The organism is Methylobacterium sp. 1973 (assembly GCF_040545035.1).
In the GTDB taxonomy this organism is placed as follows: domain Bacteria; phylum Pseudomonadota; class Alphaproteobacteria; order Rhizobiales; family Beijerinckiaceae; genus Methylobacterium; species Methylobacterium fujisawaense.
Genome location: NZ_JBEPLA010000005.1, coordinates 303,326 through 330,003, shown reverse-complemented (window position 1 = coordinate 330,003; position 26,678 = coordinate 303,326). Strand labels below are relative to the sequence as shown.

The window sequence follows — 26,678 nt, the reverse complement described above, 5'->3', positions numbered from 1 at the left end:
GGCGATCAGGAATCGGGCGCGCGGGCGAGTTCGGCGCGGCGGGCCGCGACGAGAACGGGCAACTCGTGGTGGACGGTGAGCCAGACGATGTCCAGCGTCACCCGGTGATAGCTGTGGCGACAGACGTTGCCAGCATCCGCGATCTGTCGCCACGGCACGTCCGCATACCGGTCCTTCGTCTCGGCGCTCAATCGGCGGCTCGCCTCCGAGACGATCTCCAGGCAACGCATGACTGCGAAGTGCGTGCGCTCGTCCGCCCCGAAAGTCTCGAGCGTGAACCCCGCCACAAAGCGAGCGGCACGCTCGGCGTTGGCGATGATGTCGGCGCAGGCGGTCCGCTCGCGCTCAGAAAGCGAAAACGGCATCGCGCTCTGCGTGCTTTCGGACCCGATCCTTGAGGGCCGCCCGGTCCGCCACGTCGACCCGGATCGGAAACAGATCATCGATGAAATGGCACAACCCGACATAGCCGAAGAGACCGCCGACGACGGGCGCATCGATGTCAATCAGCACGTCGAGGTCGCTATCGTCCCCGGCGTCCCCACGGGCGACCGAACCGAACAGCGCCGCATGCAGCACCCCGCGGCGGCGCAGTTCCGCTTCGTTCGTGCGGAGGATGTCGAGGGCGAGCTGCTTGTCCATGGCGGCGGGACCGGAGGGAATCGGCGGCCATCAGCATAGCAGAACCGCGGGGTTGGAGGATCAGGCCGCGAGCTCTTGCCCCAGAGCCTCCACCCGGCGCAGGTCGTCCACGAAGGCCGCGTAGGCCTCTTCCTTCGCCTCGTCGGGCAGGCGCAGCAGGTAGGAGGGGTGGACCGTGATGAAGCCCTGGAAGCGGTTGTCGAACCGGTCGAACCGGAACGGGCCCCGCGCCCGGGTAATCGGGACGGCCTTGCCGGTCAGCGCCAGCACCGCGGTCGCGCCGAGGGCGACCACGAGCTTCGGAGCCACGAAGTCCAATTCCCGGTCCAGCCACCAGCGGTAATGGCTGACCTCGCCCGCCGTCGGCTTCTGGTGGATGCGGCGCTTGCCGCGTTCCTCGAACTTGAAGTGCTTGACCGCATTCGTGAGGTAGCTCGCCCCACGGTCGATCCCGGCCTCCGCCATGGCGCGGGAGAGCAGTTGCCCCGCCGGTCCGACGAAGGGTCGGCCCTGCCGGTCCTCCTGATCGCCGGGCTGCTCGCCCACGAAGGCGATCGTGGCGCCCACCGGCCCCTCGCCGAGCACGGCCTGGGTGGCGCCCGCGACCAGCGGCTCGGTCCGTCGGATGATCGCGTTCAGCTCCTCCAGGGTCTTCGGGTCCTGGTCGGCCATGGCGGCGACGGCGCGGGCCGGGTCGCGGCGTGTGGGCATGGTCGGCTCCCTCTCGATCATCGCTTCGGTGCGCCCGGCCGCCGCGCGGACGAGGGCGGGGATGGCGGCCGTCTCGGGCATGTTGTGCCAGTACTTCTTGGGCATCTCGGCCCGCATGGCCTTCAGGTTGGTGCGGGCCGGGTTGAACGTGCTCTCGTAATAGGTCTGCCAGCCGGCCTCGAACCCGTCGCCCTCCGGCAGCTGCGCGCGGTCGCCCGGCGGTCCGAAGGTCAAGGCCTCCGTATCCCAATGCGCCGATCCGTCCGGCGTGAGGATCGACCAGCGCATCCCGCGGAAGCGATTGACGAAGAACGGCGCCGCAGCCTCAAGAATGTGGTGATCCGGCTCGAACCACGCGCTGTAGCGCTCCCCATCCGGCCCCTCAGCCCGGCGGAAGCGCAGGAAGGCGTGCATCTTGTGGAGGTCGCGCCCGATCGCCTTGGCCAGACGGTGCAGGCGGTGGACCAGCGGATCGCTGCCGACCTCCATCAAATGCCGCTCGCCGTGGCAGACGCGCCAGATCAGCGCGTAGAGCAGCCCATAGCGTTCCGGATCGCGGTGCGGGATCACCTGCGGGATCAGAGCGGCGACGGGCTTCGGCAGGGCTAGCGGCGGGCTGAGGGCATGCGCCGCGCCGGTGCCGAACAGGCCGGGGGAGTCCGCCTCCGACCATGTCACCCCCTCGGGTGGGACACCCTCCGCGACGAGGCTCCGGACGGCGGTGCGGAAGCCGTCGAGATCGGCGCCCGGACGCAGGAGCATGGCGCGCGGCGCGCCGGCATTCCCGTGTCCGCTCGCAGGGGAACGGAGCATCGCGTCTGCGGCCTTTCTCAAAACAGGCTCAGTTGCGCCGCCGGCTCGACCAGTCGCGCCCGCAGGTCGAGCCGGTCGGTGAGCCCCACCGGACGATGATCGGCAGCGACGAGGAACGGCCGGGCCCGCTTCAAGCCCGAGGTCAGGCGGGCGACGTCGTCGAGGCGCAGGGTCGCGTGCCGGCGCGCCTTGACGATCTTGTCCACGGCCCGGGCGCCGAGCCCCGGCACCCGCAGAAGCCATTCCCGATCGGCCTTATTCACGTCCACGGGGAACTTGTCCCGGTGCTTCAGCGCCCAGGCGAGCTTCGGGTCGATGTCGAGGGCGAGCATCCCGCCCTCCGACGCGTCGGCCACTTCGTCGGGGGTGAATGCGTAATACCGCAGCAGCCAGTCGGCCTGGTACAGCCGGTGCTCGCGCTGGAGCGGCGGCGGCTTCGGCGGCAGGATCGCGGACCCGTCCGGGATCGGGCTGAACGCCGAGTAATAGACCCGCTTCAGGCCGACGCTGCCGTAGAGCAGCGCGCTCTTGCGGATCAGCGCCTCGTCGGTGGTGGCGTCCGCCCCGACGATCACCTGCGTCGAGTGGCCGGCCGGCGAGAAGCGGCGCTTTTCGGCCTTGGCCTGCACGATGCGCTCGCCGATCTGGGCCATCGCCCCCTGGATCGCGGCGCCGTCCTTCTCAGGGGCGAGGCGTTCCAGGCTCGCCTCGGTGGGCAGCTCGACGTTGATCGAGAGCCGGTCGGCGTAGAGACCGGCCTCCTCGATCAGCCAGGGGCTCGCCTCCGGGATCGACTTCAGGTGAATGTAGCCGGCAAAGCCGTGATCGCGCCGCAGCGACTTCGCCACGCGGGTCAGAAGCTCCATGGTGTGGTCCGGCGACTTGATGATGCCCGACGAGAGGAACAGGCCCTCGATGTAGTTGCGCCGGTAGAAGTTCAGGGTGAGGTTCACAACCTCCTCGACGGTGAACTTGGCCCGCCGCACGTTCGAGGAGCGCCGGTTCACGCAGTAGGCGCAATCGAACAGGCACCAGTTGGTCAGCAGGATCTTCAGCAGCGAGACGCAGCGCCCGTCCGGCGTATAGGCGTGGCAGATCCCCGCCCCGGTGGTCGACCCGAGCCCGTCCTTGCCCGCCGCGCGCTTCGGCGCGGCCGAGGAGGCGCAGGAGGCGTCGTACTTGGCGGCATCCGCGAGGATGCGCAGCTTCTTGGCCAGGGTCTCGTCCATCGAACAGACAATGAACAACCCGGCCAAAGGTGCAAGGCCGCTCCGCCTTTCACCCCGGGCCGCGATGCCGCACCCGTCACACCATGTCGTCCGGCTCCAGATCGACCACCCGGCGGGCGAGGTCGTAGGCGAAGCCGGCCCGGGCCAGGGCGGCGAGGTCCCGGTCGCGGTGCGCCGCCCGCTGATCCGGGCGGCGATACGGCCCGAGGCGCCGCCGCTTGGCGTAGGCCCGCGCGGCCTGGTCCTCGATCGCCTCCGCCTCACCGTCCGGCAGGGCGTCGCGCTCCGCCAGCATGGCGGCCTCGACGACATCGCGCGGAACACCCTTGGCGGCGAGCTTGGCCGAGACGCCGCGGCTCGACGTGCCGCGGCGGCGCAGGGTGGCGAGGCGGGTGTCGGCGAAGCGCGCGTCGTCCACGAGGCCGGCCGACACCGCCCGCGCGACGGTCGCCGTAACGAGGTCGGTGAAGAGCGCGGGATCCTCGCCCCGGGCGCGGGCCCGCTTCTGGACGCGGCGCGCAAGGGTCCGGCGCAGCATCTCGGTCGAGGCGCTGTAGCGCTCAAGATAATGGAGCGCCGCCCGCTCCAGCCACGCCGGGCTCACAGGGCCGGGCGGCTCGATCTCGCGGTCGCGACCTTCTGGCGCGGATCCTGCAACGAATGGAGATTTCACCGGTTCTTCACGATCTCGACAGGTTTGCGTTCCATGACTCGGGCATGGAACGCGCGCAACGCGACAGGCTCGGCCATGGCCCGAACCACCGTTCTTCGTCAGGCGATCCGCAGGGTCGACGGAACCGTCGGCTGCCACGTGCGGCAGCTATCCTGATGCGGCGTGAATGGCTCCTGGTCCTCGTTGCCCTGGGGCTCGCTGCGGCCGCGGCCGCAATCGTCTATCTGTCGCGCCCGAATACCCTGACGGTGGCGGTCGGCCCGCAGGACGGCCCCGAGGCCGCGCTGATCGAAGCCTATGCCAGCGCCCTCGACCGGGCACGCGAGGATGTCCGGCTCAAGGTCGTGCGCTACGGCGACGTGCGCGACAGCGCCCTCGCGCTTCAGCGGAACAAGGCCGACCTCGCCGTGGTCCGGCCGGACGTGTTCCTGCCCGAGAACGGGTTGACCCTCGCGATCCTGCATGACGAGGCCCTGGTCATCGCGGCGCCGGAGGCGGCCGATATCGACGACATCCCCGCGCTCGCGCGCAAGCGGCTCGGCATCGTGGTCCGGCACAGCGCCGACCTGTCCTTCCTGACGAACCTGCTCTCCTTCTACGACCTCGTGCCGGACAATGCGGGCGCGGACGCGCCGGAGGCCAGCCCTGCCGCCGAGGCGGAGCCCGGTCATGTCACCGTGGTGCCGCTCAAGATCGGCGAGGTGACCGCAGCCCTCGCCGACAAACGCGTCGATGCGGTGGCGGTGATCGCGAGCCCCGCCTCCAAGCCCGCGGCTTCCGTGGTCCGCGCCGTCGAGCTGGGCTCGCCGGAGCGGAAGGTCGGCTTCGTCTCGATCCCGGACGGCGACGCAATCCTGCAGCGCTTCCCCGAATTGCAAGCGGTCACGATTCCGGCCGGCACCTTCGGCGGCCGGCCGAAGCGCCCCGACGAGGAGATCAAGACCGTCGGCGCCTCCTACCGCCTGATGGCGCGGGGCACGGTCAGCCGGGTCGCGGTCGCCTCTGCGACGCAGCACCTGTTCGAGTGGCGCTCGCGTCTGGCCTCGGCGGCGCCGGTGGCCAAGCTGATGAAGGCGCCGGACTTCGACACCACCGTGGCGGCGACCTCGGCGCGCCTGCCGAACCACCCCGGCGCCGTCGACTATTTCGAGCGCGAGCAGCAGACCTTCCTCGATCGCTACGAGGATTACATCTACCTGTTCGCCTTCTTCGGCGGCACGATCGGGTCCGGCATCGCCTGGATCGGCCAGCGCCTCGCCCGCAAGCGCCGGGAGCGCGTAGACTTCGTCCTCGACCGGCTCCTCGACATCATGCGCGAGGTGCGGGCGGCGACCAGCGCCGCCGAACTCGATGCGATCGCGATCGAGACCGACGGGCTGGTGGCGGACGTCGTCTGTTACGCCCGTGAACGCAGCATCGATGCGCGGACGGTCAGCGCGCTGATCCTGGCGGTGGACGGCGTCCATGCGGCGATCGCGGACGCGCGGCGGCAGGCGAGCGAGGCGGAGCCCCGGGCGGCGACCCGCACCCGCACGGCGCGGCTGCTCGCCCTCGACCTGCCGGCTGCGGAATAGCGGCGGGGCCGCGTGGCTGGCGGTGTCGGGATATCATGCTAACGGGAGCCATGTTCGATCCCGTCGCAGCCCTCAACACGGTTCTGGAGAACCTCGACCGCGAGGCCCGTGAGCCCACGAAGCTCCGGGCCGCGCTCGTGCCGCAACTGCGCCGGGTCATCGAAGAGGGCCACCGCGCCGCCGAGGCGCAGCTCCTCGAGGACCGCAACGGGCTGCGCTGCGCGCAGACCTTGTCGAACCTCACCGATGCGGTGGTCCGGGCGATTCACGATGCCGTGGTCTGGCGCCTCTATCCCAACGACAATCCGTCGACCGGTGAGCAGCTCGCGGTGGTCGCCACCGGCGGCTACGGCCGGGGCACGATGGCGCCGGGCTCGGACATCGATCTGCTGTTCCTGCTTCCCTACAAGCAGACGGCGTGGTCGGAGAGCGTCGTCGAGGGAATGCTCTACGTCCTGTGGGACCTGAAGCTGAAGGTCGGCCACGCCACCCGGTCGGTGGAGGAATGCCTGCGCGAGGCGCGGGCCGACATGACGATCCGCACCGCCCTCCTGGAAGCGCGATACCTGTTCGGCACCCGGATCCTCTACGAGGAGCTCGTGACCCGCTTCGACGCCGAGCTGGTGGTCGGATCCGCCGCCGAGTTCGTGGAGGCGAAGCTGCGCGAGCGCGACATGCGCGTCTCCAAGGCCGGCACCTCCCGATATCTCGTCGAGCCCAACGTCAAGGACGGCAAGGGCGGCCTGCGCGACCTGAATACCCTGTTCTGGATCGCCAAATACACCTACCGGGTCCGCGACCAGCTGGAACTCGTGAGCGCTGGGCTGTTCACCCCGGAGGAATACGCGCTGTTCGAGCGCTGCGACGAGTTTCTGTGGCGGGTGCGCTGCCACATGCACTTCGTGACGAAGCGCGCGGAGGAGCGCCTGTCCTTCGGCCTGCAGCCGCGGATCGCCGAGCGCTTCGGCTACGAGCCCCGGGGCGGCCTCTCCGGCGTCGAGCGCTTCATGAAGGCCTATTTCCGCATCGCCAAGGACGTGGGCGACCTCACCGCCATCGTCTGCGCGGAGCTGGAGGCGCGCCATGCCAAGCGCACCCCGGTGCTCGACCGCTGGATCGGCCGGTTCCGCGACCGGTTCCGGGCAACCGCCATGGAGGCGGAGGATTTCTGGATCGACCACGGCCGGGTGAACCTGCGTGCGGAGGACGCCTTCGAGCGCGACCCCGTGAACCTGATCCGGCTGTTCTGGCTCGCCGACCGGCACAACCTCGCGATCCATCCGGACGCCAAGCGGCTGGCCAACCGGTCCCTGCGCCTCGTGAACCCGTCGCTGCGCGTGGACCCCGAGGCGAATCGCCTGTTCGTCGAGATCCTCACCTCGCGGAACGCCCCGGAGGAGGCGCTGCGCGAGATGAACGAGGCGGGCGTGCTCGGCCGCTTCATCCCGGATTTCGGCCGCATCGTCGCGATGATGCAGTTCAACATGTACCACCACTTCACGGTGGACGAGCATCTGCTGCGCACGGTCGGCGTCCTGGCCGACATCGAATCGGGCCGGGTCCAGGAGACCTATCCGCTGGTCTCGCGCCTCGTGCATACGATCCACAATCGCATGGCGCTCTACGTGGCGATCCTGCTGCACGACATCGCCAAGGGCCGGCCTGAGGACCACTCGATCGCCGGCGCCGCCATCGCCGAGAAGCTCTGCCCGCGCTTCGGCCTGAACCAGGCCGAGACCGAGACCGTGCGCTGGCTCGTGGAACACCATCTGCTGATGTCCATGACGGCGCAGAGCCGCGACCTCTCGGACGCCAAGACGATCGAGCGGTTCGCCGCGAGCGTGCAGAGCCTGGAGCGGCTGAAACTCCTGACCATCCTGACGGTGGCCGACATCACCGCCGTCGGGCCGGGGGTCTGGACCGCCTGGAAGGGCACTTTGATCCGCACGCTGTACGACGAGACCGAAGTCTACCTGTCAGGCGGCCATTCCGAGATCGCCCGCACCGACCGGGTGCGCCTCGTGCAGATGGGCCTGCGCGAGCAGCTGCCCGGCTGGGCCTCGGAGGAGTTCGATATCTACGCGGCGCGGCACAGCCAGGCCTACTGGCTGAAGGTCGACGGCACGCGCCAGCTGAAGAACGCGATCTTCCTGCGCGACGTGGTGCGCGACGGACGGACCAGCGCCACGGACGTGGCCCTCGATCCGGTTCGGGGCGTGACCGAGATCACCATCTACTCGCCGGATCATCCCCGCCTGCTCGCCATCGTCACCGGCGCCTGCGCGGCGGCGGGGAGCAACATCGTCGACGCGCAGATCTTCACCACCACGGACGGGTTTGCCCTCGACACGATCTTCATCTCCCGCGCCTTCGAGCGCGACGAGGACGAGCTGCGCCGGACCAAGCGCATCACGGCGGCGATCGAGCGCGCGCTGAAGGGCGAGATCCGCATCGCCGACCTCGTCGCCGACAAGCACCCGACGGCGAGCACCCGCGCCAAGACCTTCCCGGTGCCGCCGGACGTGATCATCGACAACGCGCTGTCGAGCCGGGAGACCGTCGTGGAGATCACCGGCCTCGACCGGCCGGGCCTGCTCTACGAGCTCACCACCGCCTTCAGCCGGCTGTCGCTCAACATCACGTCGGCGCATGTGGCGACCTTCGGCGAACGCGCCGTGGACGTCTTCTACGTCACCGACCTCACCGGCACCCGGGTGACGCAGCCCGACCGGCAGGCCGCGATCCGCAGCGCCGTGATGGACGTGTTCGCGCACGACGTCGCCACGCTGAAGGCCGAGGGTCTGGAGGCGCTCGTGGCGGCCCCGCCGCCGCGCGAGGCGTGAGCGGACGGGTTGATTTCGCGACCCCTTGGCCAGATATCAGCGCCGATTCCACGATCCCTCACCGATTCCCGCCCACGACTGAAACGTGATGACGAGCAACGACATGCCTCAGGATGACCAGCGCCAGACCACGGTCGAAGCCGGTGCCGGCGCGGCCCAGGATTCCGCGCCCGCGGGTCAGGGCGGCGAGTCGGCCTCCGTCGATCCCGTCGCGGAGGCCCTGGCTCTGCTGACCGCCGAGCGCGACGAGCTCAAGGACCGGACGCTGCGCACCCTCGCCGAGATGGAGAACCTGCGCCGCCGGACGGAGCGCGAGGTCGCCGACGCGCGCGCCTACGCGGTGACGAACTTCGCCCGGGACGTTCTCAACGTCGCCGACAACATCCGCCGCGCCCTCGACAGCGTGCCGGACGATGCGAAGTCCACGGCCGACGGCGCCCTGAAGGGTCTGATCGACGGGATCGAACTCACCGAGCGCGACCTCGCCAAGACCCTTGAGCGCCACGGCGTGAAGATCGTCGAGCCCCAGGGCCAGAAGTTCGACCCGAACCGCCATCAGGCCATGTTCGAGGTGCCGAACGCGGAGGTTCCGGCCGGTACCGTCGTGCAGGTCGTGCAGGCGGGCTACGTCATCGGCGATCGCGTCCTGCGCCCGGCCCTGGTGGGCGTCGCCAAGGGCGGCCCGAAGGCGGCGGCCAGCCCGGCGGACGCCGCCTGACCGACACTGCCGCTCGTCCCCGCGGCGCGGCCTATTGGCAGGGCAGCGCCGCGGAGAAATCCGAGATGAATCGCGCCGCCTCCCGGGTGTGAGCGGGCGCGCGCGGATCCCGGGCGACCACACCGGCCTCGACCGTGAGGCGCCGATTGCACGCGCAGCTCGTTAGCGTGCCCGACATCGGATCGGCCGAGCAGATATCGTGACGGGCGCAGGCCTGGTCCAGCGCGTCGATCGGCCGGAATCCGGGACCCCGGTTACCCGGCCCGCAGAAGTTTCCGTAGATCAGGATGGCACCGCGCCCGGTGGGTCCGGGCGGGATGATCTCCTGGGCCCGCACCGTTACGGCGCAGGCCGCGAGCCCGAAGGCGAGCAAAGCTGTCGTGAGGGTGGTCGGTTTGGGGATGCTCACGGCCGATCCTGTCGGAGAAGACCCTCGATCCCGCACGGCAACGCCCGCGCGACATTCGGAATCGCCGCCCTGCACCGGCCATGACCTCGTTCGCGCGGCCGACGGATTCGCGAAGCCGAACGTCGCGTATGGCGTCCCAGCCCACGGGAAGCGTCAAGATCTCCGACAGCGAATATTTGTTAGAATCTATAATTCACGCCGGCCCTGACCAAGGCGAAACCAGATTCCTGTTTGCCGGCACCATAATATGCCGGAACGCTGGCGTTGTAGTACGTAGCAGCGGACGATCCGCGACCGAGATGGAGGTAGAGGGCCTCCACCTTGGCGGAAAGCTTCTCGGTGAAGGCGTATTCGATGCCGCCGCCGGCCGCATAGCCGGTCCGATCGGTCGCCGGCAGGGTGTAGGGATAGGATCCCGCATAGGTCGAGCGCGTGCCGCCGCCATACGCGAAGCCGCCGGTCCCGTAGATGAGGACGCGGTCCATGGCGTAGCCGAGCCGGCCGCGGACCGTTCCGAAATAGTCGAGGCTCGGCCGAACGCTGTAGTACGGCGTGGTGCCGAGATAGGCTGCATCCGCCTTGGCGAAGGCGGTGCCCTGGAGATCGGTCTCGAAGCCGACCACGAAGCCGGAGCCGGGCGTGAACTGATAATTGTAGCCGATCTGGCCGCCACCGGCGAAGCCGCCGCCCCGGCCGCCGCCCGTGACCGCGCCGTAGGTCGGATCGGTGAAGCCGCTGCTTCCGGTGCGGAAGGCGTATCCCGCATTCACGCCGGCGTAGAAGCCGGTCCAGGTGAAGACCGGCAGCGACGGCGGCAGCGGTGGGGGCGGCGCACGGCGCGGCAGATCGGCCGCCTGAGCGGCGAACGCGAAGCAGCAGGCCGCGGCTCCCGTAAGGGCTGCGTGGATCTTGAGCGTCATGGACATCTCGTCGTGGAAGGCGGCGGAGCCGCAGGATCACAGGGTCAGGAGGAGCAGGCCGACGACGGTCACCGCCAGAATCAGGCAGAGTGCGAGATCGAGGATGGCTGCTCCGCCGCAGGTCGGCGCCGGATGCGCGGTGCGAAGGCTGGACAGGGTGGTCATGACCGGTCCTCCCGGTATCCGGGCGTCTGCATCGCGGTCCTCATGGTCCGGAGGGCACGTTTGGGCACGCCGAGAGCGGCAGGTGCCGCCGCCCCGCCTGAGGGGATGACGGGAGCGGCGGCCTGCGGCGCCTTCGGTGCGGCGGCGCGGTGGACCGTTTCCGCGACAGCCACACCGAGGACGGGCAGCGTGAGCGCGGCGGCGACGCAGACGATGCGCCGGAGCCGCGGAAGGGGGTCGTTCTGCCGCGGGCGGAACCCGGAGGCCGGAGGCAGAGTGAGGGGCGGTAGCGTCTCCAGGACCAGTCGGCGTGTCGGAACGGTCATGGTCCTGTGCTCCTCGCTTTACGTGGGAAATTTGACCACGCCGTCGATGTACGTGTGCAAAAATCCCACGTCAATTCGAAATCAGCGGATCGAGGTGCGCGGCCGCACGCAGTGGGATTGTATCCCACGGCACAAACCGCCACCATGCGATCATGTCTGAAACTGCCGATACTCCGCGGGACGGCGCGAGCCTGCACGCGCCGCTGGCGCGGCTGCTGCGCCCCCTCGTGCGCCTGCTGGTGGCCCGTGGAATCACCTTCCCTGCGCTGACCGACCTGTTGCGCGAGCTCTACGTGAACGTCGCCGAGTACGATTTCGCCCTCACCGGCAAGGAGCAGACCGACAGCCGCGTCTCGCTGCTCACCGGCATCCACCGCAAGGAGGTGCGGCGCCTGCGCGGGGCCGGCGCCCCGGTGAGCGCCGTGCCGGCGGTCGTCTCGCGCACCAGCCGGATCATCGCCCGTTGGATCGCCGATCCGGCCTTCACCGACCCGCAGGGTCATCCGCTGCCGCTGCCGCGGACCGCCGACGGCAACGCCCCCTCCTTCGAGACCCTGGTCTCGGGCGTGACCCGCGATCTGCGGCCACGGGCAGTCTTGGACGAGTGGCTCGACCGGGGCCTCGCCTTCACGGATCCACAGGACCGGATCGTTCTCGCCGAGGCGGCCTACGTGCCGCGGGGCGACGGCGCCGAGGGGCCGCAGCTCTACTATTTCGGCCGCAACCTGCACGACCACATCGCGGCCGCCGTCGCCAACATCGTCGGCGACGCGCCGCGCTTCCTGGAGCGGGCGGTCCATTACGACGGCCTGTCCAAGGACCTCGCGATCAAGCTCGAGGCGCGCGCCCGCGAGATCGCCATGGAGGCGCTGCAGCAGGCCAACCGGGAAGCGCACGCCGCCTGCCAGACCGATTCCGGCGGCACGCATCGGTGGAATTTCGGTCTCTACGTCTACACGGAAGCGGCGCCCTCAGCGCAACCCAAGGACGAGCGGTGAGAGGCCGGCCGGTGCGCGCCTTGCCCAACCGCCGGTTCGTACTGCGCCTGCTCGCGGGCGCCGCGACCTTTCTGCCGGACCCCGTCCGGCCGCAGGAGGCGCCGCGCGACCAGGGCATCGGCGGCACCGGCATGATGCGGACCGACGAGCCCCGCAACGGGCCCCTCGGCGAGGGCGACCGCGGGATCGGCGGCACCGGCGTGATCGGCACGATCCGCCGCTTCGGGTCGATCATCGTCAACGACCTGCGCATCGCCTATCCGCCGGACGTCGAGGTGCGCATCGACGGCACGGCGGCGAAGTCGGCCGACCTTAAGATCGGGCAGGTGGTCCACGTGGTGGCCCGGCCGGAGGGCGCCGGGCTCGCCACGGGGCGGATCGACGTGACCAGCGAGGTGGTCGGGCCGGTGGAATCGGTCGCGCCGGGGCGGTTGGTGGTCCTCGGCCAGCGGGTCTCGACGGCGGGTCTCACCGGCGCCTGGAAGCCGGGGGCGCGGGTCGCGGTGAGCGGGCTGCGGCGGCCCGACGGCGTGATCGTGGCGAGCCTGATCGAGGCGCGGGATTCCGGGCCCGACCGCGTCGCCGGGCCGGTGCAGCGGATCGCGGGCGGCCTCGGGATCGGCGGCCTGCGCATCGCGGGGGCCGACACCCTCCCGACGGGCCGTCGCGCCCTGGTGACGGGCACGGCGGCGAACGGCGTCCTCACCGTGACCAACGCCGCGCAGGTCGGCCTGCCATTCCCGCCGGGGCTGAAGCAGGTCTCGATCGAGGCCTATATCGGCCGGTCCGGCAGCGGCTTCGATGTCGGCGCGGGCTATGCCGTTGCGGGGCGCCCGGGCGCGCGCGTTCCCCGCGCCGGGAGCGTGAAGGCGGTGCTGACCGCAGCCATCGCGCGGGACGGCGACCTGACGGTGGAGCGGCTGCGGATCGAGAACCGCATCGCGCCCGAGCCGCAACAGCCGGATGCCCCGCGGTTCGAGCGGGAACGCGACCGGCTCGACCTGCGCAATCTCCCCGATGAGCTGCCCGGTCGCTTCGGAGCCGAGCCCGGCGGCCGGCAGGGCGGTATCGGCGGCCCTGGCGGCATCGGCGAGCCGCGCGGCCCCGCGATCGACACCCGGCCGGGGGGCACGGTCGTCCCCGGGGCGGAGGGTCCCGGCGGATTCGGGGCGCCCCGCGGCGGATTCGGCGGCGCACCGCCGGCCGCTCCGGGGGCGTTCCCCGGCGGCCCCGGGGGATTCGGCGGTCCCCCCGGGGGTCCAGGTCCGGGCCCCGGTGGAGGCGGCTTTGGCGGCGGGTTCGGCGGCCCGGGGGGCGGCCGGCGCTAGGCCGACCATCGTCTTCGCGCGCGATGCCGGGCTTCAGCCCTCCGCCTCCCGGTCGAGCAGCGCGCGCTTGCGCGCGACGCCCCAGCGATAGCCCGACAGGGCGCCGTCCGAGCGCACGACCCGGTGGCAGGGGATGGCGACCGCCACCGGATTCGCCCCGCAGGCCTGCGCGACCGCGCGCATCGCCGTCGGCAGGCCGATCGCCCGGGCGATCTCCGCGTAGGTCGCCGTGGATCCGACCGGGATCTTCCGCAGCGCTGCCCAGACCCGCTGCTGGAAGGCCGTGCCGCGGATGTCGAGCGGCAGGTCGAGGCCGCTGCCCGGCGCCTCCACGAGACCGATGACCTGCGCCATCCAGCTCTCGAAGGCCGGGTCGCCGCCCTCGATCTCCGCGGCGGGAAAGCGGCTCTGAAGATCGTGCAGGAGCGGCTCGGGCGCGTCGCCGAGGAGGATGGCGCAGACGCCCGCCTCCGTGGCGGCGACGAGGATCGCGCCGAGCGTGCAGGCGCCGATGCCGAACCGGATGCGCAGACCGGCGCCCCCCGTCCGATAGGCCGCCGGCGCCATGCCGAGGCGTGGCGCGCCCCCCGCATAGAAGCGGCTCGCCGCACCGTAGCCGGCTTCGTACAGCGTCTCCGTCACCGAGGCGGCGCCGGGCAGCCGCCGGGCCACCACGGCGGCGCGGTGGGCGGCGGCATAGGCCTTGGGCGTCACGCCGGTGGCAGCCTTGAACACCCGGTGGAAGTGGTAGGCGCTCAGGCCGGCGGTGCGGGCGAGTTCGGCGAGCGACGGCATCGTCTCGGCCGACTCGATCAGGCGGCAGGCGCGGACGACCGCCTCGGCCCAGCGCGCGGCGAGGCCGGGCTCGTCGGGGCGGCAGCGCCGGCACGGGCGGAAACCGGCAGCCTCGGCCTCCGCGCAGGTTCGATGGAAGCTGACATTCTCGGGCCGCGCTGCCCGCGCGGCACAGCTCGGGCGGCAATACACACCCGTGGTGCGGACCGCGTACACGAAGGTGCCGTCGGCCCGCGCGTCGCGGGCGGCGAGGGCCGCCCAGCGCTCGGCGTCGCTGAGGTCTGACCTTGGACCGTTGTTCATGGCGGCGGCACTATGCGGCTTGGCGTGGGCGTTGGGGAGGGGCATGAGGGGGCCTGCCGGGCGGTGGAGGACGCGCGCAGCACTCTGTCCGTCCGCCGCCGTGCCGGCATCCCGCTCCTTGCTGCCGAATCCGCTGTCCCGGGCGGCCGTTCGAGCGGGGAGCCATTTCACGAGTGCGCCATGGCTTCGAGCACGCCCGACCACATCCATGTCGGCCAGGATGGATGGCTGTTCCTGAAGACCGGGCGCAACGACGTGCTGGGCCAGTACGAGCGGCCGGAGGAGACCACGGAGCTGATCTGGCAGTGGCGCAGCCTCGTGACGATGCGGGAGCGGCGCCTGCGCGCCCAGGGAATCCTGTACCGCCACGTCGTCGCCCCGGAGAAGCTGATGATCTACGATCACCGGCTCGACGGGCTGACCATCCGGCCGAGCGCCTCGCCGGCCTATCGGCTCCTGCACAACGAGCCCCCGCCGGGTCGCTTCCGCGGGCCCTTCGGCCTCTATGCGGCCTGGCGCCGACGGACGCGCTGGCGCCAGACCTGCATCGATCTGGTGACGCCGATGCGGGCGCAGCGCGATACGGCCGATCTCTACTGCCGGACCGACACCCACTGGTCCGCCGACGGCTGCTATCTCGCCTACGCGGAGATCTGCCGGGCTTTGGGCGCCGAGCCCCGGCCGGATCTGCGGGAGCGGCCGTCCTTCGAGACCGACCACGACGGCGATCTGGGCAGCGCCTTCGACCCGTCCCGGCGGGCGCGCTCACGCACCGTCCTGATGCAGCAGGACGCGGTCCGGACCTATGGCAGCCCGATCGTCGAAGCCCGGGAGAAGGCCGGCCTGCTGCACACGCTGCATGTCGGCGCGCACGTGATCTACGGGAACGCCAAGGCCACCGATCCGCGCCGGCTGGCGCTGTTCGGCGATTCCTTCTCGCACGTCATGCCGTACATGCTGACGATCATGCTGGCCGAGACGTTCCGCGAGGTGCACTTCATCTGGAGCACCTCCCTGGACTGGCCGTATATCGAGCGCGTCCGGCCCGACATCGTGCTGACCGAGGTGGCCGAGCGCTTCATGGTCCAGCTGCCCGACGACACCTTCTCGGTGGAGCGCTACGCGCAGGACCGCTTCGGGGCGGAACTGGCAGCCGCAGGCGCCTGAGCAGCGCCCGCGGCTTGGCCCTGCTCAGGCCTGCAGCTTGGCCACCAGCGCGTCCGACAGGGCGAAGTTGACGTAGACGTGCTGGACGTCGTCCTGATCCTCGATCACCTCGACGAGGCGGATGAGCTTCTCGCCGGTCTCGTCGTCGACATCGATCGTGTTCTGCGCCTTCCAGATCAGCCCGGTGCGGCTCGGCTCGCCGAAGCGCGCCTCGAGGGCCTTGGTGACCTCGCCGTAGGAATCCTGGGCGCAGACGACCTCGTGGCCGTCCTCGCCGGAGCTGACGTCGTCGGCGCCGGCCTCGATGGCGGCCTCCAGCATCGTGTCGGCATCGGCCACGGAAGCCGGGTAGGCGATCACGCCGACGCGGTCGAACATGAAGGCGACGGCGCCGGTCTCGGCGAGGCTGCCGCCGGACTTCGTGAAGGCCGAGCGGACGTCCGAGGCGGTGCGGTTGCGGTTGTCGGTCTGCGCCTCGACGATCAGGGCGGCGCCGCCCGGTCCGTAGCCCTCGTAGCGGATATCCTCGTAGTTCTCGCCGTCAGCACCGGCGGCCTTCTTGATGGCGCGCTCGATATTGTCCTTGGGCATGTTCTCGGCGCGGGCCGCCAGGATCGCGGCGCGCAGGCGCGGGTTCATCGCCGGGTCGGGCGTGCCGAGCTTGGCCGCCACGGTGATCTCGCGGGCGAGCTTGCCGAACACCTTCGAGCGGACTGCGTCCACCCGGCCCTTCCGGTGCATGATGTTCTTGAACTGCGAATGGCCTGCCATGACGGTTCAGACTTTTGTTCGTTGGCGAGGGCGGGCGTCCGGGACCCCGCCGTCGCGGCTGTGAGGTCGCGCCGTATATAGGCCGCCGCCTTCGGACGAAGCAACGCGGCCGCCGCCGCTCGGCACCGCGCAGGGGGACACGGGCGCGCAGGCTTCGCAATCCCGTGATCGCGGAAAGAATACCCGCCTCGGGCGTTGGCGCTGCACTTCTCCCTGAGCTGGAAGCCCGATGTCGAGCCGGAACGGACGCAGCACGGTCATGGTCACGGGCGCGAGCGCCGGTGTCGGCCGCGCCGTGGCGCATGAATTCGCCCGGCACGGCTGGAATGTCGGTCTGATCGCCCGGGGCGAGGCCGGGCTGAGGGGCACGATCCGCGATGTCGAGCGGGCGGGCGGCCGGGCGCTGGCCTTCGCGGCCGACGTCGCCGACGCGGAGGCCGTCGCCCAGGCCGCCGACGCGCTGGCCGAGGCGTTCGGCTGCATCGACGTCTGGGTCAACAACGCCATGGTGACGGTCTACGCGCCCGTGCAGGAGACGGACCCGGAGGAGTTCCGACGCGCCACCGAAGTCAGCTATCTCGGGCAGGTGCACGGGACCCTGGCGGCGCTCCGCCACATGGTGCCGCGCGACCGGGGCACGATCGTGCATATCGGCTCGGCGCTCGCCTATCGGTCGATTCCGCTGCAGGCGAGCTACTGTGCCGCCAAGGCCGCCGTGCGCGGATTCGTGGATTCCCTGCGCAGCGAATTGCTCCACGACGGCAGTCGGGTGCGGCTGACGATGGTCCAGCTCCCGGCGGTCAACACGCCCCAGTTCGACTGGGCGCGGTCGCGGATGCCGCGCAAGCTCGAACCGGTGCCGCCGATCTACCAGCCGGAGGCGATCGCCCGGCACGTGTTCCGAGCGGCGCACGACGCGCCGCGGGAATTGTGGATCGGGGCTTCGGCCTGGAAGGCGATCATCGGAAACATGCTGATCCCGGGCTGGATCGACGGCTACCTCGCCCGGCACGGCTATCGCGGGGAGATGACCAGCGTGCAGGCGCAGACGAACCGCCCCGACAACCTCTACGACCCGGTAGACACCGATCCCGGCGCCCATGGCCGCTTCGACGCCCGGGCGACCGGCCACGTCGCCGCGGCAGACCCGCGCTGGCTCAAGTTCGGGATCGCGGCGGCGCTCGGCATCGTGGCCGGGACGATGCTGTTCGCCACCGAGGCGCATGGGCGGGCGGAAGCGCGCGCCGACCGCCGGCTGGGCAGACGCTAGGATACCGGTTTAGGCAGGCCCATCGCGCAGCCTCGGGGCTGCGCAAACCTTGCGGAACGCGCTGTGTGGCGCCCCAGGCGGCACCGGGCTTTAGGGAGGATCCGATGCCGGCAACGAACCGCCGCAACCTCGTACGGGGTGCGCTCGCCGGAGGGGCCGTCCTGGGTCTCGGCGGCGGCGCCCGCGCCGCGGCGCCCTTCGGCGGATCGCAGGCGCCGGGCTTCTACCGGACCCGCATCGGCAGCTGCGAGGTCACGATCCTCAACGACGGGGCGCGCAGCTTCCCGATGCCGGACCGCTTCGTGCGCAACGTTCCCCGGGACGCGGCACTCGGCGCCGCGCAGGCGGCCTACATGCCGCCCGGCCAGGTGACGGTGCCGTTCAACCCGACGCTGATCAACACCGGCGCGAAGCTCATCCTGATCGATACCGGCAACGGTCCGGTGCCGGGCGCGCCCGTCGGCCGGCTCGCGGCGAACCTCGCGGCGGCCGGGATCAGACCCGAGGAGATCGACCTCGTGCTGCTCTCGCATCTCCATCCCGACCACACGAACGGCCTCAAGAGGGCGGACGGGAGCCTCGCCTTCCCGAACGCCGAGATCCGGGCCGCCGCGCCCGACTGGGCATTCTGGATGAGCGACGCCCACATGGCCCAGGCCGCCGACCCGGTGACGCAAGGCTACTTCGCCAACACCCGCCGGGTGCTCGGCGACCTGAAGGACCGGATCGGCACCTTCGCGTGGGACGAGGAGGTCGCACCCGGGATCACCGCCCTCGCCGCGCCCGGCCACACGCCCGGCCACACGGCCTTCGCGATCGCCTCGGAGGCGGACCGGCTGCTGATCCAGTCCGACGTGACCAACATTCCGGCCTTCTTCCTGCAGCACCCGGACTGGCACGTGATGTACGATTACGATGCCGATCAGGCGCAGGCGACGCGCCACCGCTTCTACGACATGGCCGCGTCCGAGAAGGCCCTCGTGGTCGGCTACCACTTCCCCTTCCCGTCCCTCGGCCATGTGGAGCGGAACGGGCCGGGCTACCGGCTGGTGCCCATCGCCTGGAACGGCGTGCTCTGATCGTCCAGGGTCGCGTGCACCCGGATCAGGTTCGCCAGGTCCACGACCCCGCCCGGCCATTCGACGCCCGCGATGTGCCGGTGCGGCCGTTCCGGCTCGCCGAGATCCGAGACCGCCGAGAAGGCACCGTCGAGCGGGTGGCTCTCGGTGTAGCGGCTCCGTGTCGCCAGGACCGGCAGCCCCGCGGCCCGGGCCGAGCTGATGCCGGCGGCCGAATCCTCGACGGCCACCGCCTCGGAGGCCGGGATTTCCAGGCCGGCGAGCGCCAGGAGGAATACGTCGGGGGCGGGCTTCTTGCGGTTCGCCTCGTCGCCGGCCGCGATCACGTCGAAGGGTGCCGCGTCCGGCGGGAAGTTGGCGGCCAGGAGCCGGTCGACATTCGGCCGGCTCGTGGTGGTGGCCACGGCGAGCCGCAGGCCCGCCGCCCGGGCCTCGGCAATCAGCCGGGCGATCCCGGGACGCAGCGGCAGGCCGCTCTCCGCCACCAGTTCGCCGTAGGCGCGCGTCTTGCGGGCGTGGATCTCGGGGGCCAGCGCGTGGAGCGCCTCGGCTTCGGCTGCGTGCCGGGTGTCGATGTAATGGGCGAGCCGCTCCTTGCCCCCCATCACGGTCAGCAGGTCGGCGTAGAGCGCCTCGTCCCAGCGCCAGGGCAGGCCGAGTTCCGCGAAGGCGCGGTTGAACGCCTGCCGGTGCAGATCCTCCGTCTCGGCGAGGGTCCCGTCGACGTCGAAGATCAGCGCCCTCAGCACGACAGGTCGCGACCGGAGGCGCCCTCCGCGCCCGCGCGGATCGCCGCGATGCGCTCGGCATAGGCGCCCGGACCGCCGCCGAAGACCGCGTTGCCGGCGACGAACGTGTCGGCCCCGGCGCGGCTCGCCGCCTTGACGGTCTCGGGGTCGATCCCGCCGTCGACCTGGATGCGGATGTCCCGGCCCGCCACCATGGCGCGCACCCGCGCCACCGACTCCATCGTGCTCTTGATGAAGCTCTGGCCGCCGAAGCCGGGATTGACCGTCATCACCAGCACGAGGTCCACGAGGTCGAGCACCGGCTCGACCAGGGCGGCCGGCGTGCCCGGATTGATCGCCACGCCGGCGCGCTTGCCGAGGTCGCGGATGGTCTGGAGCGAGCGGTGGATGTGCGGCCCGGCCTCGGCATGGACGGTGATGCCGTCGGCCCCGGCCTGCGCGAAGGCCGCGAGGTACGGGTCGGCGGGCGCGATCATCAGGTGGACGTCGAAGTACTTCTGCGTGTGCGGGCGCAGAGCCTTCACCACCGGCGGACCGAAGGTGATGTTGGGCACGAAGTGCCCGTCCATGACGTCGAGATGGATCCAGTCGGCGCCGGCCGCGTCCACGGCGCGGGTCTCCTCGGCGAGCTTCGAGAAGTCGGCGGACAGGATCGAGGGGGCGATGACGGGTGGGAGCATGGGAGGCTTTCGGGATTGTTCAGGCCAGCCTGCGACGGCGCTCGACGAGCTGCATGATCATCGGCGTCAGGATCAGCTGCATGGCCAGATCCAGCTTCCCGCCGGGAATCACGATGGAATTGGCCCGGCTCATGAAACTGTCGTGGATCATGGAGACGAGATACGAGAAGTCGATCCCCTTCGGGTCCTTGAAGCGGATGACCACCATCGATTCGTCGGCGGTGGGGATCCAGCGGGCGATGAACGGGTTCGAGGTGTCGACCGTGGGCACCCGCTGGAAGTTGATGTCGGTGAAGGAGAATTGCGGGCAGATGGTCTGCACGTAATCGGGCATGCGCCGCAGGATCACGTCGGTCACCGCCTCGGTGGAGTAGCCGCGGAACGAGCGGTCCCGGTGCAGCTTCTGGATCCATTCGAGGTTGATCACCGGCACGACGCCGATCTTCAGGTCGGCGTAGCGGGCGATGTCGACATCCTGGTCGGCCACGCAGCCGTGCAGGCCCTCGTAGAACAGCAGGTCCGAATCAGGCGGGAACGACTCCCAGTCCGAGAAGCTGCCCTCCGGAATGCCGAAGGCCTGCGCGTCGTGGGCATCGTGGGCGTAGTGGCGGGTGCGGCCGGTCCCGGATTCGGCGTAGCTGCGGAAGACCGCCTCCAGCTCGGGCAGGAGGTTGGCGCGCGGCGCGAAGTGGGACAGCGTCGGTTCGTTCGCCATCATCGCCCGCATCGTGTCGCGGTCGAACGCATGGAAGCCGTCGCCCTCGATGAAGACCGCCCGCACGTCCTCGCGGCGGAAGATCTGCTCGAAGGTGTTGCGCACCGAGGTGGTCCCGGCCCCGGAGGAGCCGGTCACCGAGATGATGGGGTGCCGCGCCGACATTACCGTCCGGACTTCGTGCTGTGCCTCACGACCGCATCAGACCGCGCTGCCCGAACAGCGGCGAGCGGCCGGCATCGGGCTTGCCGCCCGCGTAATAGGTCGCGACGCAGGCCACCTCCTCGGTGGAGCCGCAGACCAGGGGCGCCCGCTCGTGGATGCCGGTGGCCACGAGGTCGAGGATTCGCGTCTGGCCGTCGGTGGCCGTGCCGCCGGCCTGCTCGACCAGCATCGCCACGGGGGCGACCTCGTAGAGCAGCCGCAGGCGGCCGCGGGCGTAGTTCTTCCGGGCGTCGCCCGGGTAGAGGAACACGCCGCCGCGGGTCAGGACGCGCTGGATGTCGGCCACCAGGGAGGCGAGCCAGCGCATGTTGTAGTCCTTGTCGCGCGGGCCCTCGGTGCCGCGCTGGCAATCCTCGATATAGGCCTTCACCGGGGCATCCCAGTGCCGGGCGTTGGAGGCGTTGATGGCGAATTCCTTGGTGGAGGCCGGCACCGACATGGCTGGGCTCGTCAGCTTGAACGTACCCTCGGCGCGGTCGAGCACGTAGGACTGGGTGCCCTCCCCCAGCGTCAGGATCAGCGCGGTGGCCGGACCGTAGGTGACGAAGCCCGCGGCGATCTGCGTCGAGCCGGGGGTCGTGAACGAGGCGAGCGGATTCGCCGGATCCTTGATCGACGGCCGGATGCCGAAGATCAGGCCCACGGCCATGTTCACGCCGATGTTGGACGAGCCGTCGAGGGGGTCGATGGCGACGGCGAGCGGCGCGTCCGGGTTCAGCCGCATCACCTCCTCGGCCTCCTCGGAGGCGACCTCGGCGACCGGGGCACCGCGCAGGGCCGCGGTCACGCTCTCGTGCGCGATGACGTCGAGGGCCTTCTGGACGTCGCCGTCGCTGTTGTGCTCGCCGGCCGCCGCGAGGTCGCCGCCGAGCGCACCGCGCCCGATCCGCTCGCTGATCTCCACCGCCGAGCGCGCCACGGCCGCGATCACCGCGGCGGTGTCCTTCAGCGCCGGATTGGCGTCCACGGCCTGCGCAAGACAGGTCTCGAGGGGCGTCCCGATCGCCGCTGAAATTGCCATCGGCCTACTCCTCCTGCTCGGATCCCGTCCGTCGGGATCGCGCCTTCCGCGCCGGCTCTGTAGCGGCCGCTTGGCCGCCAAGATAGCGGTCTGTGTCTCCGGATCGACAGGAACCCGCGGCGCGGCCTTCAAGATTTCTGTGCGATCTTGTGTCATAGGACGAAAAAAACGAGATGTCCGCCATGCGCAATCTCTCCCTCAAGCAGCTTCAGGCGGTCGCTGCCGTGGCCCGACTCGGCACCATGACCCGGGCGGCGCAGGAGCTGAACGTCACCTCGGCCGCCCTCTACGCGCGCATCCGCCAGCTGGAGGAGGAGGCCGGGCTGCTGCTGTTCGACCGGACGCCGGGCGGCCTCAAGCCGACCGATGCCGGCCGCGAGATGCTCTGGGCGATCGACAGCATCAACACCGTGCTGGAGACCTGCACCGACCGCCTGCGCACCCTGCGGGGCGCCGAGGGCGGGCGCGTGGCGCTGGGCGTCGTCTCCACCGCCAAGTACTTCGCCCCGCAGGTGATCGCGGGCTTCGTCAAGAAGCATCCCGGGGTCGAGATCAGCCTGTCGGTGCGCAATCGCGGCCAGACCGTGGAGGCTTTGCGCGGTTACGAGATCGACTTCGCCCTGATGGGCCGCCCGCCCCGGGACTTCCCGATCGAGGCGGCGACCTTCGGGCCGCATCCGATCGTGCTGATCGCCCCGCCAAGCCATCCCCTCGCGGGCAAGACCGGGCTGAACCGCGAGGATCTCGCCGACCAGCCGTTCTTCCTGCGCGAGGAGGGCTCGGGCACGCGCATGGTCTTCGAGGAGTTCATGAGCGGCGTCCTGGTCAAGCGGGCGCCGCTGGACATCGACACCGGCTCGAACGAGACCATCAAGCAGGCGGTGATGGCCGGGCTCGGGATCGCGCTGCTCTCGGTGCACTCGGTGGCGGCCGAGCTGGAGAGCGGCCGCCTCGTCCTCCTGAACGTCAAGGGACTGCCGATCCGGCGCGACTGGTACGCGGTCCGGCGCGCCGACAAGGTGCTGGGTCCGGCCGCTTCCGCGGTCTGGTCCTATCTGATGTCGGAGGGTGCGCGCAGCCTGCCGGGCGTCGCGCAGAGCGGTCTCGTGCCGGCGGGAGCCAAGGCGTGAGTCCAGTCGGAATCGTCGTCGCGGGCGCCGGCCAGGCCGGCTTCCAACTCGCCGCCTCCCTGCGCGAGGGTGGGTTCAGGGATCCGATCACCCTGGTGGGCGACGAGGCCGCCCTTCCCTACCAGCGCCCGCCCCTGTCGAAGGCCTACCTCGCCGGCAAGACAGACCAGGAAGGCCTGTTCCTGCGCCCCCCCGGCTTCTTCTTCGAGCACGCCATCGCGCACCGGCCGGGGCTCCGCGCCGTGGCGATCGACCGGGCGGCACGTCTTCTGCAGCTGTCGGACGGCGGGCACCTGCCCTACGCCCACCTCGTGATCGCCACCGGCGCCCGCAACCGGCCCCTGCCCGTGCCCGGAGCCGAGCTCGACGGCGTGCGCCAGTTGCGCGGCCTCGCGGATGCCGACGCGCTCCGGGCGCAGATCGAGGCGGCCCGGGCGATCGTCGTGGTGGGCGCGGGCTTCATCGGGCTCGAATTCGCCGCCGTCGCGGCCGGGCGCGGCCTCTCCGTGACGGTGATCGAGGCGGCCGAGCGGCCTATGGCCCGGGCGGTCTCGGCCGAGATGGGCGCGTTCTTCCGCGCGGCTCAGGAGGCGATGGGCGTGCGCTTCGCCTTCGGGGCCGGCGTGACGGCGATCCTCGGGCGGGACGGCCGTGCCGTCGGCGTGGCCCTCGCGGACGGCCGGGAACTGCCCGCCGACCTCGTCCTGGTCGGCATCGGGGTGCTGCCGAACCGGGAGCTCGCCTTGGAAGCGGGCCTGCCGGCCGAGGATGGGGTGCGGGTCGACGCGTTCCTGTCGACACCCGATCCGGCCATCTCGGCGATCGGCGATTGCGCCCGGTTTCCCAGTCCCTTCGCTCACGGGCTCACGCCGGACGGCACCGTGCGGATCGAGTCCGTGCAGAACGCCATCGACCAGGGGCGCTGCCTGGCGGCGCGGCTCACCGGCAAGCCGGCGGCCTACGGCGCGCTGCCCTGGTTCTGGAGCGACCAGGGCCGGCACAAGCTGCAGATCGCCGGATTGGCGGGCCCCACGGATGCCAGCGTGGTCCGCGGCTCCGGCTCCGCCTTCTCGGTCTTCCGATTCCGCGACGGACGCCTGAGCGCCGTCGAATCCGTCGACCGGGCGGGCGACCACATGATAGCCCGGCGGCTGCTCACGGCCGGAACGCCGCTGAGCCCGGATCAGGCGGCGGATCCGGGCTTCGACCTCAAGGCGCTGGCGCTGCAGCGGCCCTGAGGGTGCTCAGCCCGGGAACGCCACCGGGGCCGGCTTCTGCCGCAGGGCGATGGCGGTGCCGATCCCGAGCGCCAGGATCGTGACGGCGCATCCCAGGAGCGCGCCGAGCTGGCCGAACCGGAGCAGCGCCTGCCCGATCACCGCGACGCCGAGCGCCTGCCCGCAGAAGAACGAGAAGGCGTGGAGCGCCACCGCGGAGGCGCGGGCCTTGGGCGCCACCTCGGTCACCTGGGTCTGGTAGGTGTTGTGCAGCATGTAGAAGCCGAGCCCCATGGCGGTGAGCGCGGCGCAATCGACCTGCCACGTGCCGGCGAGCCCGACGACGGTGAGGGACGCACTACAGATCAGGCCGCCGCCGATGAGCATGCGCGGTAGGCCGAGCAGCCGCACCAGCAGCCCGACCAGGGCCGAGTAGAGCAGGCCGCCGACCGCGAACCCCGCCAGCACGAGGCCGGCCTCGCGCGGTCCCCCCTCCCCGCGGGCCTCGATCAGCGGGGCGAGGTGCGGAAACACGCCGAAGATCGCGATGGCCTCGATGAACACCGCCGAGAACAGCACCCGCGCCCGGGGATTGCGCAGGATCGTCCGGTAGCGGGTCACCGCCTCACCGAAGGCCGGACGGCGCGCGGCGGGCCGGCCGGTCCGGTCGAACCCCAACACGGTCGCCGCGCAGGCGATGGCCGCCACCGCCGCGGTGACCGCGAAGACACCGCGCCAGCCGATCGCCGCCTCGATCAGGCCCGCGAAGGTCGAGCCGGAAAGCTGGCCGAGGATCACCGCCACCAGGAACCGGCCGATCGCCACCTGACGGCCCTCCATCGGCACCCGGTCACCCAGCAGCGCCAGGGACAGCGGAATGCAGCCCCCCGCCGCCGCCCCCGCCAGCATGCGCAGGCCGAACAGGCTGCCGATATCGGGGGCGATGCTGCACAGGGTCAGGGCGACGGCGAGCACCGCGAGGCAGGTGCTCATCACCCGCTCCTTGCCGAGCGCGTCGCCGATCGGGCCGAGCACCGGCTGGATGAAGGCGTAAGGCAGCGCGAAGGCGGTGGAGAGGAGCGCCACCGTGTGGGCGTCGCTCGCGAGATCCCGGGCGAGCACGCCGACGAGAGGCTCGACCGAGCGGAGCGCGAAGGTGCTGCCGAACCCCGCACAGGCCAGGACGACGATGAGACGCGGGATCGACGTCGGCGGCGACTTCTGCAACGTCGCGGCGGGGACGAGAGCCGGCTCTGTGCTGTCGGTCATGAGGGACGCTGCGCGACGCGGGCCAAACCAGACTCGCGACATCGCATCTCCCCCGCCGGAGCGGAACCCCGTTGCGCGACAGATCCGTGCGCGTCGAACGCCGGATCCGGTGCGGGGGATCGCCGCCGCCCGAGCCCGGCGGCGCTCAGGCCGAGGCGGCCGCCTGATGCGCCTCCGCGAGCTGCGCATCCTCCGCCGCGACCTTCCGGGCGGCCGGACGGGACTGGATGCGCTCGACATAGGCCGTCAGGACGGGCGCGGGCTCCACGAGGCCGAAGCCCGTCGTCCAGCCGAGGGCGCCGCCCCACAGGATGTCGGCGGCGCTGAAGCGCTCGCCGAGCAGGTACGGCCCCGGAGTCAGTGCCTCCTTCACCCGGGCGATCACGCTGTCGTAATCGGCATAGGCCGACATGGCGCGTGGGCCCGGCTCCCGCTTTAGGTGCCGGTCGATCACCGCGGGCTCGAAGCAGGAGCCGTAGAACACCATCCAGCGCAGATAGGTGGCCCGGTCGGGCTCGGTGGGCGCCGGGGCGAGCCCGGCCTCGGGGAACAGGTCGGCGAGGTAGAGGTAGATGGCCGCCTGCTCGGTCACCACGGCCTCGCCGTGGCGGATCGCCGGCACCTTCGCCATCGGATTGACGGCACGGTAGGCCCCTTCGAGGTGCTCGCCGGCGCGCATGTTGAGCACGTGCAGCCGGTACGGGACACCGAGTTCCTCGAGCAGGACGCGCACCCCTGACGAGCGGGTATTGGGCGAATGAAAGAACTCGATGTCAGGCATATTGGTGGCTCCGCCCCCTCAGAGGATTGTCGATTCGCCGAAGCACACGCTCATACCGGCCGGAGGACGGGTCAACCTCGCACCGAAGCGGCCCTTCTCCAGGGACCGGAATCGGGGCAGGAACGTTGGGCGATTGTGCGATGCCGCGCGTTGAGCT

Annotated in this window: 26 protein-coding genes; 10 read left to right on the top strand and 16 right to left on the bottom strand. The window is 71.0% G+C overall.

Annotated elements, in window-relative coordinates:
- Window positions 1-5: 5 nt before the first annotated feature.
- The 5 genes from ABIC70_RS12755 to ABIC70_RS12735 form a co-directional block, all read right to left on the bottom strand.
- Window positions 6-365 carry a HepT-like ribonuclease domain-containing protein gene (locus ABIC70_RS12755; protein ID WP_354439820.1) on the bottom strand — a complete coding sequence of 120 codons (360 nt, stop codon included), beginning with the start codon at window positions 363-365 and terminating at the stop codon, window positions 6-8.
- On the bottom strand, window positions 346-642 hold the full coding sequence (locus ABIC70_RS12750; RefSeq protein ID WP_043356924.1) for a nucleotidyltransferase family protein: 297 nt from the start codon (window positions 640-642) through the stop codon (window positions 346-348). Before ABIC70_RS12750 ends, ABIC70_RS12755 begins: the two co-directional genes overlap by 20 nt.
- 60 nt (window positions 643-702) lie before the next feature.
- Window positions 703-2,166, bottom strand: a complete 1,464-nt coding sequence (locus ABIC70_RS12745; protein ID WP_354439819.1) for a UdgX family uracil-DNA binding protein — start codon at window positions 2,164-2,166, stop codon at window positions 703-705.
- Between the two features lie 17 nt (window positions 2,167-2,183).
- Complete coding sequence (locus ABIC70_RS12740; RefSeq protein WP_111474343.1) at window positions 2,184-3,395, bottom strand: putative DNA modification/repair radical SAM protein; 1,212 nt, start codon at window positions 3,393-3,395, stop codon at window positions 2,184-2,186.
- Between the two features lie 76 nt (window positions 3,396-3,471).
- Window positions 3,472-3,999, bottom strand: coding sequence for a regulatory protein RecX (locus ABIC70_RS12735; protein WP_078947252.1), 528 nt, complete (start codon window positions 3,997-3,999; stop codon window positions 3,472-3,474).
- A 224-nt stretch (window positions 4,000-4,223) separates the two neighbouring features.
- Here ABIC70_RS12735 and ABIC70_RS12730 point away from each other — a divergent pair, with 224 nt between their 5' ends.
- The 3 genes from ABIC70_RS12730 to grpE all read left to right on the top strand — a co-directional run bounded on the left by ABIC70_RS12730 (window position 4,224) and on the right by grpE (window position 9,203).
- Window positions 4,224-5,642 carry a TAXI family TRAP transporter solute-binding subunit gene (locus ABIC70_RS12730; RefSeq protein WP_043349228.1) on the top strand — a complete coding sequence of 473 codons (1,419 nt, stop codon included), beginning with the start codon at window positions 4,224-4,226 and terminating at the stop codon, window positions 5,640-5,642.
- Between the two features lie 50 nt (window positions 5,643-5,692).
- Window positions 5,693-8,485: a [protein-PII] uridylyltransferase gene (locus tag ABIC70_RS12725; protein ID WP_182592874.1), complete on the top strand. Its 2,793-nt coding sequence runs from the start codon at window positions 5,693-5,695 to the stop codon at window positions 8,483-8,485.
- Between the two features lie 103 nt (window positions 8,486-8,588).
- Window positions 8,589-9,203 (top strand): nucleotide exchange factor GrpE, encoded by a 615-nt coding sequence (grpE, locus tag ABIC70_RS12720; protein ID WP_043381244.1) that lies wholly within the window; start codon window positions 8,589-8,591, stop codon window positions 9,201-9,203.
- Window positions 9,204-9,234: 31 nt separating this feature from the next.
- Here the strand turns inward: grpE and ABIC70_RS12715 are convergent, their stop codons facing one another.
- The 3 genes from ABIC70_RS12715 to ABIC70_RS12705 all read right to left on the bottom strand — a co-directional run bounded on the left by ABIC70_RS12715 (window position 9,235) and on the right by ABIC70_RS12705 (window position 10,697).
- Window positions 9,235-9,612, bottom strand: a complete 378-nt coding sequence (locus tag ABIC70_RS12715; RefSeq protein WP_075380748.1) for a phospholipase A2 family protein — start codon at window positions 9,610-9,612, stop codon at window positions 9,235-9,237.
- A gap of 179 nt (window positions 9,613-9,791) precedes the next feature.
- The gene (locus ABIC70_RS12710) at window positions 9,792-10,532 is read right to left on the bottom strand and encodes an outer membrane protein (RefSeq protein WP_075380749.1); all 741 of its coding nucleotides are present in this window, start codon (window positions 10,530-10,532) and stop codon (window positions 9,792-9,794) included.
- A gap of 36 nt (window positions 10,533-10,568) precedes the next feature.
- On the bottom strand, window positions 10,569-10,697 hold the full coding sequence (locus ABIC70_RS12705) for a hypothetical protein (protein ID WP_257787384.1): 129 nt from the start codon (window positions 10,695-10,697) through the stop codon (window positions 10,569-10,571).
- Window positions 10,698-11,175: 478 nt separating this feature from the next.
- Between ABIC70_RS12705 and ABIC70_RS12700 the strand changes: the two genes are divergently transcribed.
- Window positions 11,176-12,021: a DUF6502 family protein gene (locus ABIC70_RS12700; RefSeq protein WP_043758876.1), complete on the top strand. Its 846-nt coding sequence runs from the start codon at window positions 11,176-11,178 to the stop codon at window positions 12,019-12,021.
- Window positions 12,022-12,032: 11 nt separating this feature from the next.
- Window positions 12,033-13,349, top strand: a complete 1,317-nt coding sequence (locus tag ABIC70_RS12695; protein WP_354439818.1) for a DUF5666 domain-containing protein — start codon at window positions 12,033-12,035, stop codon at window positions 13,347-13,349.
- Between the two features lie 33 nt (window positions 13,350-13,382).
- Here the strand turns inward: ABIC70_RS12695 and ada are convergent, their stop codons facing one another.
- The gene (ada, locus tag ABIC70_RS12690; protein WP_354439832.1) at window positions 13,383-14,447 is read right to left on the bottom strand and encodes a bifunctional DNA-binding transcriptional regulator/O6-methylguanine-DNA methyltransferase Ada; all 1,065 of its coding nucleotides are present in this window, start codon (window positions 14,445-14,447) and stop codon (window positions 13,383-13,385) included.
- A gap of 180 nt (window positions 14,448-14,627) precedes the next feature.
- Between ada and ABIC70_RS12685 the strand changes: the two genes are divergently transcribed.
- On the top strand, window positions 14,628-15,614 hold the full coding sequence (locus ABIC70_RS12685) for an alginate O-acetyltransferase AlgX-related protein (RefSeq protein ID WP_354439817.1): 987 nt from the start codon (window positions 14,628-14,630) through the stop codon (window positions 15,612-15,614).
- Between the two features lie 24 nt (window positions 15,615-15,638).
- On the opposite strand, the gene ABIC70_RS12680 is transcribed toward ABIC70_RS12685, so the two are convergent.
- Window positions 15,639-16,385, bottom strand: a complete 747-nt coding sequence (locus ABIC70_RS12680; RefSeq protein ID WP_043349263.1) for a YebC/PmpR family DNA-binding transcriptional regulator — start codon at window positions 16,383-16,385, stop codon at window positions 15,639-15,641.
- A gap of 229 nt (window positions 16,386-16,614) precedes the next feature.
- On the opposite strand from ABIC70_RS12680, the gene ABIC70_RS12675 reads away from it, so the two are divergent.
- A complete protein-coding gene (locus ABIC70_RS12675) occupies window positions 16,615-17,655 on the top strand; it encodes an SDR family oxidoreductase (protein WP_354439816.1) in 1,041 nt (346 codons plus the stop codon).
- Window positions 17,656-17,759: 104 nt separating this feature from the next.
- Entirely contained in the window at window positions 17,760-18,734 is a 975-nt protein-coding gene (locus tag ABIC70_RS12670) for an MBL fold metallo-hydrolase (protein WP_111473657.1), read from the top strand.
- On the opposite strand, the gene ABIC70_RS12665 is transcribed toward ABIC70_RS12670, so the two are convergent.
- From ABIC70_RS12665 to ABIC70_RS12650, 4 genes are read right to left on the bottom strand one after another with little or no spacing between them, the layout of a single operon-like run.
- Entirely contained in the window at window positions 18,695-19,483 is a 789-nt protein-coding gene (locus ABIC70_RS12665) for an HAD-IA family hydrolase (protein WP_354439815.1), read from the bottom strand. The two genes, ABIC70_RS12670 and ABIC70_RS12665, sit on opposite strands and share 40 nt — an antisense overlap.
- Window positions 19,477-20,163 carry a ribulose-phosphate 3-epimerase gene (gene rpe, locus ABIC70_RS12660; RefSeq protein WP_043349271.1) on the bottom strand — a complete coding sequence of 229 codons (687 nt, stop codon included), beginning with the start codon at window positions 20,161-20,163 and terminating at the stop codon, window positions 19,477-19,479. The genes ABIC70_RS12665 and rpe overlap by 7 nt, the downstream gene beginning before the upstream one ends.
- A 19-nt stretch (window positions 20,164-20,182) precedes the next feature.
- Window positions 20,183-21,043 carry a phosphoribulokinase gene (locus ABIC70_RS12655; RefSeq protein ID WP_043349274.1) on the bottom strand — a complete coding sequence of 287 codons (861 nt, stop codon included), beginning with the start codon at window positions 21,041-21,043 and terminating at the stop codon, window positions 20,183-20,185.
- 25 nt (window positions 21,044-21,068) lie between these two features.
- Window positions 21,069-22,124, bottom strand: coding sequence for a class 1 fructose-bisphosphatase (locus ABIC70_RS12650; protein ID WP_043381086.1), 1,056 nt, complete (start codon window positions 22,122-22,124; stop codon window positions 21,069-21,071).
- A gap of 182 nt (window positions 22,125-22,306) precedes the next feature.
- On the opposite strand from ABIC70_RS12650, the gene ABIC70_RS12645 reads away from it, so the two are divergent.
- The gene (locus tag ABIC70_RS12645; RefSeq protein ID WP_043349301.1) at window positions 22,307-23,254 is read left to right on the top strand and encodes a LysR family transcriptional regulator; all 948 of its coding nucleotides are present in this window, start codon (window positions 22,307-22,309) and stop codon (window positions 23,252-23,254) included.
- Entirely contained in the window at window positions 23,251-24,492 is a 1,242-nt protein-coding gene (locus ABIC70_RS12640) for an NAD(P)/FAD-dependent oxidoreductase (protein ID WP_354439814.1), read from the top strand. The genes ABIC70_RS12645 and ABIC70_RS12640 overlap by 4 nt, the downstream gene beginning before the upstream one ends.
- Before the next feature lie 6 nt (window positions 24,493-24,498).
- On the opposite strand, the gene ABIC70_RS12635 is transcribed toward ABIC70_RS12640, so the two are convergent.
- Together ABIC70_RS12635 and ABIC70_RS12630 are read right to left on the bottom strand one after the other, a co-directional pair.
- Window positions 24,499-25,740, bottom strand: a complete 1,242-nt coding sequence (locus ABIC70_RS12635; RefSeq protein WP_279898957.1) for an MFS transporter — start codon at window positions 25,738-25,740, stop codon at window positions 24,499-24,501.
- A gap of 145 nt (window positions 25,741-25,885) precedes the next feature.
- Window positions 25,886-26,521, bottom strand: a complete 636-nt coding sequence (locus ABIC70_RS12630) for a glutathione S-transferase family protein (RefSeq protein ID WP_274926834.1) — start codon at window positions 26,519-26,521, stop codon at window positions 25,886-25,888.
- Between the last annotated feature and the right edge of the window lie 157 nt (window positions 26,522-26,678).